Here is a 15,062-nt window from a genome sequence, read left to right as displayed (position 1 = left end):
TAAGGCTCCCAGTAGACGACTGGGTTGATAGGCCAGATCTGGAAGCACCGCAAGGTGTGGAGGTGACTGGTACTAATAGGCCGAGGGCTTGTCCTCAGTTGCTCGCGTCCACTGTGTTGGTTCTGAAACCACGAACAACCCCGTTGTCGGGCCACGGCAATGGTGCGGTTGACAGTTTCATAGTGTTTCGGTGGTCATAGCGTGAGGGAAACGCCCGGTTACATTCCGAACCCGGAAGCTAAGCCTTACAGCGCCGATGGTACTGCAGGGGGGACCCTGTGGGAGAGTAGGACGCCGCCGAACAAATTTTGACAGAGCTGGTCCCCGAACTTCGGTTCGGGGACCAGCTCTTTTTTGTTGTGCGTCACTTGCAGTTCACGTTGCGCGACCACCATCCGGGGCATGGGTACTGCTGCAATGCTCAGGGCCGCGGGTGTCGGAGCTGGCGACGAGGTCATCGTGCCGGCTTTCGGGAACGTCGAGGTCGCCGAGGCCGTGACCCTCGCCGGGGCGATACCGGTGTTCGCCGACATAGATCCGGCGACGTACTGCCTGGACGCCCTCGCGGTCGAGGACGTGGTGACCCCGCAGACCGCTGCCGTGGTCGTCGTGCACCGCTTCGGGCGGCCGGCCGGCATCGCCCGCCTGCACGAGATCGGACAGCGGCACGGCCTCCTGGTGCTGGAGCAGGGCGAATCCGACGCACCGTACGACGAGATGCCGCAGCGCAGGGCGCGGGCCGCCTACCTCGACGCGCGACTCAGCGGAGTACGGACACCGGACGGCGCGGACGGGCACACCTACCAGCAGTACGTGGTGCGCGTGCCCGGCAACGGGCGGCCTGACCGGGACGCCTTCGCGCGGGCGGTGCGGGCCAAGGGCGTCGACTGCCGGGTACCGGTGAAGACGCCGGTACACCGCATGCCCGGGTTCCGCCGCGACGTCTGTCTCCCGGAGACCGAGCGCGCCGCGGACGAGACACTCGCCCTGCCCGTGAACGCGTCGCTGACCAAGCGCGAGATGCAGCGACTGGTCTCCGCATGCAATGCACTCGGAGGACTGCTGCAACCCGCCTTCTGATCACGGCGGACTGGTTGGGTCCACGGTTCTGTTCGGGGTATGATCTATTCCGTTGCCGCGAGGGAAACCTCGAAAAGGCGACAGGCCCCCATAGCTCAGTCGGCAGAGCGTCTCCATGGTAAGGAGAAGGTCAACGGTTCGATTCCGTTTGGGGGCTCCACACGAAAAGGCCTCCGCCCATCCGGGCGGGGGCCTTTTCTCGTTTCAGGGCTTCCGACGAATCGGACTTCCGGGTTTTTCGGACAATTCGTCGGTCAGTCCGTCTGCAGGCCCGGGACGCGCATCGCGAGAATCGCCATGTCGTCCGACGGGGCGTCCGAGGCGAAACGCTCCACCGCACGCATGATGCGCGCCGCCACCGCACCGGCCGTCAGCCCCGTACAGGTGGTGAGGACATCGGCCAGACCGTCGTCGCCGAGCATGCGGGTGCCCTCACGGCGTTCGGTGACCCCGTCCGTCACGCAGAGGAGCACATCGCCGGGATCCAGCGTCACCGTCTCCTCGTACAGCTCCAGGTCGTCCATGACCCCGAGCAACGGCTGCGGTTCCGCGGCCGGTTCGACCGTGCCGTCCTGGCGCAGGCGCAGCGGCAGCGGATGGCCCGCGCAGACCACCTTGAGGATGGCCGAGCCGTCTTCCTGCGGCCACAACTCCCCGTACAGGAGCGTCAGGAAGCGGCTGCGGGCGCCCTCGTCGAGGATCGCGGAGTTCAGGCGCTCCAGGACGGCCGGGCCGCCGAAGCCCTCGCGCGCGAGGAGCCGCAGCGCGTGCCGGGCCAGGCCCGTGACCGCCGCCGCCTCAGGGCCCGTACCGCAGACGTCGCCGATGGCGAAGCCGTAGGCGCCGTCGCGGATCGGGAAGACGTCGTAGAAGTCGCCGCCCACCTCGTTGCCCTCGCCGGCCGCGCGGTAGATGACCTCGACCTCCACGCCGTCGATCACGGGGAGTTCGGGCGGCAGCAGGCTGCGCTGGAGGGACTGGCTGATGGCAGTGCGCTCCGAGTACAGGCGGGCGTTGTCCAGCGCGAGCGCGGCCCGGCGGCTCAGGTCCTCCGCCAGCTCCAGGATCTCCTGGCGGAAGTGCTCGTCCGACGGCTTGCCGAGCGTGAGCATGCCGATGACACGGTTGCGGGCCACCAGCGGGAGGACGACGGTCTCGCCGCCGACCGCGGCGGCGGTGGCGAGGGTCGTGCCGATGCCGGAGCCCGACGACGGGGACTCGCCCAGGCCGAGACTGCGCATCGAGGTGCGCAGCGCCGTCTGGTGGGCCGCCTCGGCGGGGGCCGACCAGACGCGGGCGCCGGGAGTGGGGACCGGATCGGGCGGGGAGATCTTGGACAGCAGGGCCTTGAGACCGTCGATGCGCTCCTCGTCCTCGTGCAGGACGTACGAGAGATACGGGTCCGAGGACTGGTCGGCGATCGTGTAGACGGCGCACCAGGTGGCCAGCGTCGGGACCGTCATCTGGGCCATCAGGGCCAGCGTCTGGTCGCGGTCCAGGGTGCCGGCGAGGAGGTCGGAGGCCTCGACGAGGAAGGACAGGGAGCCGCGGCGCAGGCGTTCCAGCTCGCCGAGGCGGGCGGACTCGACGGCCAGCGCGATGCGGTCGGCGGCGAACTGGAGGCGCAGCGCCTCCTCGTTCGAGTACCTGCCGGGCGCTTCGGCGGCGACGCCGAGGGAGCCGGTGAGGCGGCCCTCGACCTTCAGGGGGACGGTGACGACCGAGCGCATCCCGGTGCCGTTCAGCAGGGGGACGGCACCGGGGACGGCCGCGAGGTCGTCGTGAACGGCCGGCATGCGGGCCGAGCCGTAGCGGCCGGGGCCCGCCTCGACGGGGACGCGGGCGAAGCGCTGACGGGCGGAGGGCAGGCCCGTCGAGGCTCGTACCTCCAGTTCCGTCTCGTCGTCGGTGGCGAGGAGCAGGAAGGCGGAGTCGGCGTCGAGCATGTCGCGGGCGCGCTCCACCGTGCGCTGGAGGAGGCCGTCCAGGTCGTCCGGGGCCGGAGAGCCGATGAAGACCTCGAACGGGTCGGTGGTCTGGCCCTCGCTCATCGTGCCGGAGTCGGCGGAGGCGCCGCGCAGCGGGGTCTGCAGGACGGCGCGTTCGTGATTGCGCACCAGGAGGCAGACCGTCGAGGGTTCGCCGGCCGTGTCGCGGACGCGCAGGTGGGACGCGTACACGGCGATCACGCGGCCGTCGGCGCCGCGGAGGCCGTAGCTGCCCTCCCAGCGCGAGAGCTGGAGTGCCTCGACGATGCCGGTGCTGGTCCCGGGGGTGTGCGGCCAGGCGGCGAGGTCCGTGAGCGGCTTGCCGGTGACCTGCTCCGCCGTGTATCCGAAGAGCTCCCCTGCGTCCTCGTTCCAGGCGGTGATGGCGCCGGTGCGGTCGATCTGGACGACGGCGACGCGTACCCGGCCGTCGGCGAGGGGGAGCAGCGCGGCGGGGAGGGCGGGACCGGCCGTGCGGGTGCCCACCGCGCGCTCGGGCAGGTCGAGCTGGAACCACACCCGCTTCCGGGTGGGCGTGTACTCGACGCCCCAGCGGTCGGCCAGGGCCCCGCAGAGCTGCAGGCCGCGGCCGCCCTCCCGGTCGGGGCTGCCCATGCCCGCGGAGGTCCCCTGGAGTGGGATCTCGCGTTCCGGGTAGCGGTCGGCCACCTCGATGCGTACGCCGTCGTCACTGCGCAGACACAGGACGTCGGCGGACGTGCCGGCGTGCACCACGGCGTTGGTGACCAGTTCGCTGGTGAGGACCACGGCGTCGTCGACGATGTCGGCGAAGCCCCAGCCCTGGAGGGTGTCACGAACGAAAGCGCGGGCGGTCGCGACCGATCGCCCCAGGGGCTCGAAGGTGGCGGCCGCGCGCGCGGTGATCACAGAACTCCTTGTCCGGTTGTCGGCGTGCAGGGCTCCGTGGTCTACCCGCTCCTGCCGGGGCAGGGGCTGGTCCCCCGTGGGCCGGGGATCCCGGGGTGCTTCCCCGGGATGCAGTCCGGTGGTCATGGTGCGGCGCCCCTCCGATGCCTGCCCGCTCGTGCTCGTGCCACCGCCCAGTCCGGACGGAACCGGCGTGGCTGGACAGCCGCATGCAAGGTTACTTACCTTCGCGGTCCGTGCGGATGCCGGTCGCCGGTGTTTCCGTCCGGAGGGTGTGCGGACGATGTGCGAAGCTGCCGAACTGTTATGGCCTGGTTCGGTCGGGGTGAAACACTGGGGAGGCTCCCTGGGAAGATCCGGGCAGGCAGAGGACCTTCCGAGTATGCCGGGCAGAGGTACGCCCGGTACGCCGAGCGGAAGTACCTGAGCACGCAGAGCAGTAATGGTCGACCCCTGCGGGAGGGACACAGTGGAGTCTGGCGCAGCGACGCGGGGCACGAGGACGCGCGCGAAGGACGGACAGTCCCCGAGCGGCGGGCGTACACCGCGCGGTGGTACGACAGCGGTGGACACGGCCGCCCTGAACCGGCTGCTGGCCGCCCTGGTCTCGATGCGGGACGGCAACTTCCGCAAGCGGCTGACGGTCTCCGGCGACGGCGTGATGTCCGAGATCGCGGCGGTCTTCAACGAGGTGGCCGACCGGAACCTCCAGCTCACCGGCGAGCTGTCGCGGGTGCGGCGCATGGTCGGACGTGAGGGCAAGCTCACCGAGCGGCTGGAGACGGGGGCCTGCGAGGGTTCCTGGGCGGCCGCGATCGACGCGTCCAACGCGCTCGTCGACGATCTGGTACGGCCCGTCTCCGAGGTCGGCCGGGTGCTGTCCGCGGTGGCCGAGGGCGATCTGTCGCCGCGTATGGAGCTGCGGGCGCAGGCTCCGGACGGCAACGGCCATCCGCTGCGCGGCGAGTTCCTCAAGGTCGGGCGCACGGTCAACAACCTGGTCGACCAGCTGTCGACGTTCACCGACGAGGTCACGCGGGTGGCCAGTGAGGTGGGCACGGAGGGCAAGCTGGGCGGGCAGGCGCGGGTGCGCGGGATGTCCGGTTCGTGGAAGGACCTCACGGACTCGGTCAACACGATGGCGTACCGGCTGACGGCTCAGGTACGGGACATCGCCCTGGTGACGACGGCGGTCGCCAAGGGTGACCTGTCCCGGAAGGTCACGGTTCATGTGGCCGGCGAGATGCTGGAGCTGAAGAACACCGTCAACACGATGGTGGACCAGCTGTCGTCCTTCTCGTCCGAGGTGACGCGGGTCGCCCGGGAGGTGGGCACGGAGGGTGAACTCGGCGGCCAGGCCCAGGTGCCGGGTGTGGCGGGAGTGTGGAAGGACCTCACCGATTCGGTGAACCTGATGGCCGGGAACCTCACGGCCCAGGTGCGCGGGATCGCGCAGGTGACGACGGCGGTCGCCAGCGGTGACCTGTCGCAGAAGGTGACGGTGTCGGCGCGCGGCGAGGTCGCGCAGCTCGCCGAGACGATCAACCAGATGACCGAGACGCTGCGCACGTTCGCCGACGAGGTCACGCGGGTGGCGAACGAGGTCGGCGGCGAGGGCCGGCTCGGTGGCCAGGCGAACGTGCCGGGTGCGGCGGGCACCTGGAAGGACCTCACCGACTCGGTGAACACGGTCTTCCGGAACCTGACCACTCAGGTGCGGGACATCGCCGCGGTGACGACGGCGGTGGCCAACGGCGACCTGTCGCAGAAGGTCACCGTCGACGTGGCCGGCGAGATGCTGGAGCTGAAGAACACCGTCAACACGATGGTGGACCAGCTGTCGTCGTTCGGTGCCGAGGTCACGCGCGTGGCGCGTGAGATCGGTGTCGAGGGTGAGCTGGGCGGTCAGGCGCAGGTGCCGGGCGCGGCCGGCACCTGGAAGGACCTCACGGACTCCGTCAACACGGCTTTCCGCAACCTCACCGGTCAGGTGCGCAACATCGCCCAGGTGACGACGGCGGTGGCGAACGGCGACCTGTCGCAGAAGGTCACCGTCGATGTGTCCGGCGAGATGCTCCAGCTGAAGAACACCGTGAACACGATGGTGGACCAGTTGTCGAGCTTCGCGGACCAGGTGACGCGGATGGCCCGGGACGTGGGGACGGAGGGCCGCCTCGGCGGTCAGGCCCGTGTGGACGGCGTGTCCGGTACGTGGAAGGAGCTGACGGACTCCGTCAACTTCATGGCGGGCAACCTCACCTCCCAGGTGCGGCAGATCGCCCAGGTGACGACGGCGGTGGCCAGGGGCGACCTGTCGCAGAAGATCGACGTGGACGCGCGCGGCGAGATCCTGGAGCTGAAGAACACCATCAACACGATGGTCGACCAGCTCTCCGCGTTCGCGGACCAGGTGACGCGGGTCGCCCGCGAGGTGGGTACGGAGGGCCGCCTCGGCGGTCAGGCGCAGGTGCCCGGCGTCGCCGGTGTGTGGCGTGACCTGACCGACTCCGTGAACGGCATGGCGGGCAACCTCACCGCCCAGGTGCGCAACATCGCGCAGGTCGCTACGGCGGTGGCCCGGGGTGACCTGTCGCAGAAGATCGACGTGGACGCGCGCGGCGAGATCCTGGAGCTGAAGAACACCCTCAACACGATGGTCGACCAGCTCTCGAACTTCGCCGAGCAGGTCACGCGCGTGGCGCGCGAGGTGGGTACGGAGGGCATCCTCGGCGGGCAGGCCGAGGTGCAGGGTGTCTCCGGCACCTGGAAGGACCTCACGCAGTCCGTGAACTTCATGGCGAACAACCTGACCATCCAGGTGCGCAACATCGCCGAGGTCACGACCGCCGTCGCCAAGGGCGACCTGTCGAAGAAGATCACCGTCGACGCGAAGGGCGAGATCCTCGAACTGGTCACCACGGTCAACACGATGGTCGACCAGCTCTCCAACTTCGCCGAGCAGGTGACCCGGGTGGCCCGTGAGGTGGGTACCGAGGGCAACCTGGGCGGGCAGGCGCGGGTGCCGGGTGTCACGGGCATCTGGAAGGACCTCAGCGACAACGTCAACGTGATGGCCAACAACCTGACCAATCAGGTGCGGAACATCTCGCAGGTCGCGACGGCGGTGGCCAACGGCGACCTCACCAAGAAGGTCACGGTCGAGGCGAGCGGGGAGGTCGCGCAGCTCGCCGACACCGTCAACACCATGGTGAAGACGCTGAGTTCGTTCGCCGACCAGGTGACCCGGGTGGCCCGTGAGGTGGGCACGGACGGCATTCTCGGCGGGCAGGCGCGGGTGCCGGGGGTGTCCGGCACGTGGAAGGACCTCACCGAGTCGGTGAACGGGATGGCGTCCAACCTGACCGGTCAGGTGCGCAACATCGCGATGGTCACGACGGCCATCGCGAAGGGCGACCTCACGAAGAAGATCGACATCGACGCGCGCGGCGAGATCCTGGAGCTCAAGACCACCATCAACACGATGGTCGACCAGCTGTCGTCCTTCGCGGAGGAGGTCACCCGCGTCGCCCGCGAGGTGGGCACCGAGGGTCAGCTGGGCGGCCAGGCGCGGGTCCGCGACGTCGACGGCACCTGGCGCGACCTCACCGAGTCGGTGAACGAGATGGCCGGGAACCTGACCCGGCAGGTGCGCGCCATCGCGCGCGTGGCGACCGCGGTGACCCGCGGCGACCTGAACCTGAAGATCGACGTGGACGCCTCGGGCGAGATCCAGGAGCTTCAGGACTACATCAACAAGATGATCGCCAACCTGCGCGACACCACCATCGCCAACAAGGAGCAGGACTGGCTCAAGGGCAACCTGGCGCGCATCTCGGCCCTGATGCAGGGGCGGCGCGACCTGGACGACGTGGCCTCGCTGATCATGAGCGAGCTGACGCCGGTCGTCTCCGCGCAGCACGGCGCGTTCTTCCTCTCCATGCCGCTGCCGGACGGCAAGGACGCGGGCGCCCAGGACGAGGAGGCGTACGAGCTGCGGATGCTCGGCTCGTACGGCTACTCGATGGGCTCCATGCCGACGTCGTTCCGGCCCGGTGAGGCGCTGATCGGGACGGCGGCCCAGGAGAAGCGCACGATCCTGGTGGAGAACGCGCCGAGCGGCTATCTGAAGATCTCCTCCGGGCTCGGTGAGGCGCCTCCGGCGCAGGTGATCGTGCTTCCGGTGCTCTTCGAGGGCACCGTCCTCGGGGTGATCGAGCTGGCGTCGTTCACGCCGTTCACGCACATCCAGAAGGACTTCCTGAACCAGATCGCCGAGATGATCGCGACGAGCGTCAACACCATCTCCGTCAACACGAAGACGGAGGTGCTGCTGAAGCAGTCGCAGGAGCTGACCGAGCAACTCCGTGAGCGGTCGGCCGAGTTGGAGAACCGGCAGAAGGCCCTCCAGGAGTCCAACGCCGAACTGGAGGAGAAGGCCGAGCTGCTGGCCCAGCAGAACCGTGACATCGAGGTCAAGAACACCGAGATCGAGGAGGCGCGGCAGGTCCTCGAGGAGCGCGCCGAGCAGCTCGCGGTGTCCATGCGCTACAAGAGCGAGTTCCTCGCCAACATGTCGCACGAGCTGCGTACGCCGCTCAACTCCCTGCTGATCCTGGCGAAGTTGCTCGCGGACAACGCGGACTCCAATCTCACTCCGAAGCAGGTCGAGTTCGCCGAGACGATCCACGGCGCGGGCTCCGACCTGCTCCAGCTGATCAACGACATCCTCGACCTGTCGAAGGTCGAGGCGGGCAAGATGGACGTCTCGCCGACCCGCATCGCGCTGGTGCAGCTGGTCGACTACGTGGAGGCGACCTTCCGCCCGCTGACGGCGGAGAAGGGGCTCGACTTCTCCGTGCGGGTCTCGCCGGAGCTGCCCGCCACGCTGCACACCGACGAGCAGCGCCTCCTGCAGGTGCTGCGCAATCTGCTGTCCAACGCGGTGAAGTTCACCGACTCGGGAGCGGTGGAACTGGTCATCCGGCCGGCGGGCGCGGACGTGCCGGTGGCCATCCGGGAGCAGCTTCTGGAGTCCGGTTCGCTGCGGGACGCGGACGGTGATCTGATCGCCTTCTCGGTGACCGACACCGGCATCGGGATCGCGGCGAGCAAGATGCGGGTGATCTTCGAGGCGTTCAAGCAGGCGGACGGCACGACCAGCCGCAAGTACGGCGGTACGGGTCTGGGGCTGTCCATCTCGCGGGAGATCGCTCGGCTGCTCGGCGGGGAGATCCACGCGCAGAGCGAACCGGGACGCGGCTCCACGTTCACGCTGTATTTGCCGCTGTACCCGAGCGAACTGCCGCCGCAGGGCTACGGGCAGCTGGCGCCGGCGCTCGGGGCCGGGGAGCTGCTCGCGTCCGAGGCGGAGCAGGCCGGGTCCGGCGTCGAGACGCCGGCCGAGGTGAGGTCGTACCAGGACACCCAGAACGGTCCCGCCGCGCTCTTCAGGCGGCGGCGCCGGGCGGTGCCCGCCGCCGAGCAGCGGCCGGGGCTCAGCGGGCCGTCGGCGGCCGGGGCGACGTCGGAGCGGTGGCAGGGTGACGGGCAGCAGCAGGAGTCACCGCGGCCGAGGTCGGGTATCCGCTTCGACAGCGAGAAGGTGCTCATCGTCGACGACGACATCCGCAACGTCTTCGCGCTCACCAGCGTCCTGGAGCAGCACGGTCTGTCCGTGCTGTACGCCGAGAACGGCCGCGAGGGCATCGAGGTGCTGGAGCAGCACGACGACGTGACGGTCGTCCTGATGGACATCATGATGCCGGAGATGGACGGGTACGCGACGACCACGGCGATTCGCCGGATGCCGCAGTTCGCGGGCCTGCCGATCATCGCGCTCACCGCGAAGGCGATGAAGGGGGACCGGGAGAAGGCCCTCGAGTCGGGTGCCTCCGACTACGTGACGAAGCCGGTCGATCCCGATCACCTGCTCTCGGTCATGGAGCAGTGGATGCGGGGGGAGTGACGCGGGCGGACCGCTACACCGAGTCAGCGGCAGGGGGACCGGGGCGGGGGATCCGGATCACCGCCGGGCCCGCCGTCGCACCCCTCCGCCCGCCCGGGCCCATGGTGGAACGCGCCCGACGTGCATGACTGACGGTGCTCGAAGTCGTGTAGAACCCGGGATCCGGGGAACCTTCTGGTCTCCCGCCGCGTTTCTGCTACGTGCAGAGTGACATCACGGTGACAGGGTGTGGCGACGAGCGGGGTGCGGCTACGATGACCGGCACAAGGACGGGCGGCGCAAGGGAGTCGTCCCCTGGGGCGGCGCCCGGTGCACTGCCGGGGCGAGGAGGGCGGGCCATGGTGCAGAAGGCCAAGATCCTCCTGGTCGATGACCGGCCGGAGAATCTGCTGGCGCTGGAGGCCATCCTCTCTGCGCTCGATCAGACACTGGTGCGGGCATCGTCAGGGGAGGAAGCGCTCAAAGCGCTGCTGACCGACGATTTCGCGGTCATCCTGCTGGACGTGCAGATGCCGGGGATGGACGGTTTCGAAACCGCCGCCCACATCAAGCGGCGGGAGCGGACGCGGGACATCCCGATCATCTTCCTGACCGCGATCAACCACGGCCCGCACCACACGTTCCGCGGGTACGCGGCGGGCGCGGTGGACTACATCTCCAAGCCGTTCGACCCATGGGTGCTGCGCGCGAAGGTCTCCGTCTTCGTCGAGCTCTACATGAAGAACTGCCAACTCCGTGAGCAGGCCGCCCTGCTGCGGCTCCAGCTGGAGGGCGGCGGCAAGGCGGCGCTCGGTGACGCCAAGGAGCCGGCCGGACTGCTCGCCGAGCTGTCCGCGCGGCTCGCGGCCGTCGAGGAGCAGGCCGAGGCGCTGTCCAAGCAGCTCGACGACGACTCCGCCGACGCCGCCGCGGTGGCGACCGCGGCCCATCTCGAACGCAAACTCACGGGTCTGCGCAGGGCCCTGGACGCCCTGGAACCCGGTACGGGGAGCGGCGCGCCGTCGGTGTCCTCGCAGAACTGACGCGCGGCACCCGCGGGTTGCCTGCCGGGGAGCAAGCCGTTCCCCGGCGCGGCTCGGCGTGACGCGAGGCGCGGAACCGGTGAACCGGCGTCAGTTTTGGTCCCCGGCAAGGGCGACACGAACGGGTGAAGCAGTAGGCACACGTGTCCGCTGTCGTCTCCACCGGTAACCTCACACCCATGGCCTCACGTCAGCCCGCAGCCAAGAAGCCGCCCGCGAAGAAGGCGGTCGTTCCGACGAGGGCTCCGGCGAAGAAGGCTCCCGCCAAAAAAGCCGTCCCGAGACGGGCGCCGGCCAAGAAGGCCGCCGTCAGGAAAGCCCCACCCCGGCCGGCGCCCAGTCCGACCGGGGGCGTGTACCGGCTCGTACGCGCCGTCTGGCTCGGCGTCGCGCACGCCGTCGGAGCGCTGTTCCGCGGCATAGGGGCGGGTGCCAAGGGACTCGACCCGGCGCACCGCAAGGACGGCGTCGCGCTGCTGCTGATCGGCCTCATGCTGATCACCGCGGCGGGCACGTGGTCGAACCTCCAGGGGCCCGTCGGCGAGCTCGTCGAGATGCTGGTGACCGGCGCCTTCGGCCGGCTCGACCTGCTCGTCCCGATACTGATCGGCATCGTCGCCGCGCGCCTCATCCGGCACCCGGAGAAGCCCGAGGCCAACGGCCGCATCGTCATCGGGCTGTCCGCCCTCGTGATCGGCGTGCTCGGCCAGGTGCACATCGCGTGCGGGGCGCCCGCGCGCAGCGACGGCATGCAGGCGATAAGGGACTCCGGCGGACTGATCGGCTGGGGCGCGGCGACCCCGCTGACGTTCACGATGGGCGACGTCCTCGCCGTACCGCTGCTGGTGCTGCTGACCGTCTTCGGGCTGCTGGTCGTCACGGCGACCCCGGTCAACGCGATTCCGCAGCGGCTGCGCCTGCTCGGCATGAAGCTCGGCATCCTCGCGTCCCCCGAGGACGCGGACGTCTTCGGCGAGGACGACGAGCGATACGACGAGCAGTGGCGCGAGGCGCTGCCGGCGCGCTCCCGGCGCCCGCGCGCCCCCGAGGCGTACGACCCGGACGGTGTCGAGCAGGAGGCGCTCACCAAGCGCCGGAGCCGCCCCCGGCGCTCCGCCGTGCAGCAGCCCGACATGGACCGCCCCATGGACGCAGTCGACGTCGCCGCGGCCGCCGCTGCCGCGCTGGACGGCGCCGTCATGCACGGGATGCCGCCCTCGCCGCTGGTGGCCGACCTCACGCAGGGCGTGAGCCCGGAGCGGGACGGTTACGAGGAGACGACGCCGGTCCCGGCCGCGCGTGCCAAGACCGCTCCGGCCGCGAGGCCCGGCGCGAGTGGCAAGCCGGCGAAGCAGGACCCGTTCAGGGCCGACGCCGTCGTGCCCGACCTGACCAAGGCCGCGCCCGAGACGCCGCGTGAACTGCCCTCCCGCGCGGAGCAGCTCCAGCTCTCCGGGGACATCACCTACGCGCTGCCGTCCCTGGACCTGCTGGAGCGCGGCGGCCCGGGCAAGACGCGCAGCGCCGCCAACGACGCCGTGGTCGCCTCGCTGTCGAACGTCTTCATGGAGTTCAAGGTCGACGCCGCCGTCACCGGCTTCACGCGCGGCCCGACGGTCACCCGCTACGAGGTCGAGCTCGGCCCCGCCGTGAAGGTCGAGCGGATCACGGCGCTCACCAAGAACATCGCGTACGCCGTCGCCAGCCCCGACGTGCGGATCATCAGCCCGATCCCCGGCAAGTCGGCAGTCGGCATCGAGATCCCGAACACCGACCGCGAGATGGTCAACCTCGGTGACGTGCTGCGCCTCGCGGACGCCGCCGAGGACGACCACCCGATGCTGGTCGCGCTCGGCAAGGACGTCGAGGGCGGCTACGTGATGGCCAACCTGGCGAAGATGCCGCACGTCCTGGTGGCCGGCGCGACCGGCTCCGGCAAGTCGTCCTGCATCAACTGCCTGATCACCTCGGTCATGGTGCGCGCGACCCCGGAGGACGTGCGCATGGTGCTCGTCGACCCCAAGCGCGTCGAGCTGACCGCGTACGAGGGCATCCCGCACCTGATCACGCCGATCATCACGAACCCGAAGCGGGCCGCCGAGGCGCTCCAGTGGGTCGTACGGGAGATGGACCTGCGCTACGACGACCTGGCGGCGTTCGGGTACCGGCACATCGACGACTTCAACGAGGCGATCAGGAACGGCAAGGTGAAGCTGCCGGAGGGCAGCGAGCGCGAGCTGAGCCCGTACCCGTATCTGCTGGTGATCGTCGACGAGCTCGCGGACCTGATGATGGTCGCCCCGCGCGACGTCGAGGACGCGATCGTGCGCATCACGCAGCTCGCGCGCGCGGCCGGCATCCACCTGGTGCTCGCCACGCAGCGGCCGTCCGTGGACGTCGTCACGGGTCTGATCAAGGCGAACGTGCCGTCCCGGCTCGCCTTCGCCACCTCCTCGCTCGCCGACAGCCGGGTCATCCTCGACCAGCCGGGCGCCGAGAAGCTGATCGGCAAGGGCGACGGACTCTTCCTGCCGATGGGGGCGAACAAGCCGACCCGTATGCAGGGCGCCTTCGTCACCGAGGACGAGGTCGCGGCCATCGTGCAGCACTGCAAGGACCAGATGGCGCCGGTCTTCCGGGACGACGTCACCGTGGGCACCAAGCAGAAGAAGGAGATCGACGAGGACATCGGCGACGACCTCGACCTGCTGTGCCAGGCGGCCGAGCTGGTCGTCTCCACCCAGTTCGGGTCCACCTCGATGCTCCAGCGCAAGCTGCGCGTCGGCTTCGCCAAGGCGGGCCGGCTGATGGACCTCATGGAGTCGCGGAACATCGTCGGTCCGAGCGAGGGCTCCAAGGCGCGTGACGTTCTCGTGAAGGCGGACGAGCTGGACGGAGTGCTGGCCGTGATCCGCGGGGAGACCGAAGGGTAGGGAAGCGGGGCGCACGGGCCGTCCGAGGGGTGGATCCGCGTCAGGCGGGTATTCGAACGTGACTTACCCGTAAGGGATCCGTGAGCAACCGTTTCCCTTCGGCGTACGTCAAGTTGAGCGAGGGGACAGGTACATGTCCCAGCATCAGGATGACCGGCCATTCTGATGGCGTACAAAGTCCCACCGCCCGGTTGCCCCACCCTTTCGTACCCCCCCTAGACTGAACCTCCAGCACAGGTGGCTACACGCTCGAAAGGCGCCCCCGTGTCCATCGGCAACTCCCCTGACGGCAACTCCCCCGAAGACGAGCGTCCGTTCGAAGACGATCGCGAGGCGGAACGCCCCTCGATCGGTCACGCCCTGCGGCAGGCGCGCATCGACGCCGGGCTGACCGTCGACGACGTCAGCACCGCCACCCGGGTCCGCATCGCCATCGTGCACGCCATCGAACAGGACGACTTCGCGCCCTGCGGTGGTGACGTCTACGCCCGCGGTCACATCCGGACCGTGGCGCGCGCCGTCCACCTCGATCCGGCCCCCCTCCTCGCGCAGTACGACGCCGGTCACGGCGGGCGCCCCGCCCCGACCCCCGCGGCCCCACTCTTCGAGGCGGAACGGATCCGCCCGGAGCGACGCGGGCCGAACTGGACCGCCGCCATGGTCGCCGCGATCGTCGCGGTGATCGGCTTCGTCGGGTTCACCATGGTCAAGGGTGGTGACGACGGGGACAGCACGGCGGCCCAGGTCGCCGAGGGGTCCACGCCCACGGCCGGCAAGACCGCGGCCAAACCCACCAGGAGCAAGCCCGCCGACCCCAAACCGGACCCGACCGACAGCGCCATCGCGGCGGCGCCCCAGGACAAGGTCACCGTCCAGGTCAGCGCCACCGACGGCCGCAGCTGGATCTCCGCCAAGGACCACAACGGCCGGATGCTCTTCGACGGACTGCTCAAGAAGGGCCAGTCGAAGACCTTCCAGGACAGCACGAAGATCAACCTCATCCTGGGTGACGCCGGCGCCATCCAGCTGTACGTGAACGGCAAGAAGATCGAGAACGACTTCCAGCCGGGCCAGGTCGAGCGCCTGACCTACACGAAGGGCGACCCCGAGGTCGGATAACCGGACCGAGGGGCAGCGCGCGCACGGGGTTGGCCATGATCGGCCAACCCCGTCGACGTGGGGCATC

The 15,062-nt window shown here is 69.7% G+C and carries 6 protein-coding genes, 1 tRNA gene and 2 rRNA genes; 8 read left to right on the top strand and 1 reads right to left on the bottom strand.

What is annotated here, in order from left to right:
- The 4 genes from AC069T_RS14180 to AC069T_RS14165 form a co-directional block, all read left to right on the top strand.
- Positions 1-96 (top strand): 23S ribosomal RNA (locus AC069T_RS14180); the annotation flags it as partial.
- A 90-nt stretch (positions 97-186) separates the two neighbouring features.
- Positions 187-303 (top strand): 5S ribosomal RNA (gene rrf, locus AC069T_RS14175).
- Between the two features lie 114 nt (positions 304-417).
- The gene (locus tag AC069T_RS14170) at positions 418-1,080 is read left to right on the top strand and encodes a DegT/DnrJ/EryC1/StrS family aminotransferase (protein WP_478782997.1); all 663 of its coding nucleotides are present in this window, start codon (positions 418-420) and stop codon (positions 1,078-1,080) included.
- 84 nt (positions 1,081-1,164) lie between these two features.
- Positions 1,165-1,240, top strand: a tRNA-Thr gene (locus tag AC069T_RS14165).
- A 94-nt stretch (positions 1,241-1,334) separates the two neighbouring features.
- Here AC069T_RS14165 and AC069T_RS14160 read toward each other — a convergent pair.
- Positions 1,335-4,082, bottom strand: coding sequence for a SpoIIE family protein phosphatase (locus AC069T_RS14160; RefSeq protein ID WP_478782987.1), 2,748 nt, complete (start codon positions 4,080-4,082; stop codon positions 1,335-1,337).
- Between the two features lie 343 nt (positions 4,083-4,425).
- On the opposite strand from AC069T_RS14160, the gene AC069T_RS14155 reads away from it, so the two are divergent.
- The 4 genes from AC069T_RS14155 to AC069T_RS14140 all read left to right on the top strand — a co-directional run bounded on the left by AC069T_RS14155 (position 4,426) and on the right by AC069T_RS14140 (position 14,995).
- Entirely contained in the window at positions 4,426-9,921 is a 5,496-nt protein-coding gene (locus AC069T_RS14155; protein ID WP_478782986.1) for a HAMP domain-containing protein, read from the top strand.
- A 338-nt stretch (positions 9,922-10,259) separates the two neighbouring features.
- Complete coding sequence (locus tag AC069T_RS14150; protein ID WP_478782985.1) at positions 10,260-10,943, top strand: response regulator; 684 nt, start codon at positions 10,260-10,262, stop codon at positions 10,941-10,943.
- A 179-nt stretch (positions 10,944-11,122) separates the two neighbouring features.
- Positions 11,123-13,876, top strand: a complete 2,754-nt coding sequence (locus AC069T_RS14145; RefSeq protein WP_478782984.1) for a DNA translocase FtsK — start codon at positions 11,123-11,125, stop codon at positions 13,874-13,876.
- 264 nt (positions 13,877-14,140) lie between these two features.
- Positions 14,141-14,995 carry a helix-turn-helix domain-containing protein gene (locus tag AC069T_RS14140; protein WP_478782983.1) on the top strand — a complete coding sequence of 285 codons (855 nt, stop codon included), beginning with the start codon at positions 14,141-14,143 and terminating at the stop codon, positions 14,993-14,995.
- The last annotated feature ends 67 nt before the right edge of the window (positions 14,996-15,062 follow it).

This window comes from Streptomyces sp. NPDC043867, assembly GCF_056435845.1.
The sequence above is the reverse complement of the archived record's forward strand: the minus strand, read 5'-3'. Positions and strand labels throughout refer to the sequence as shown.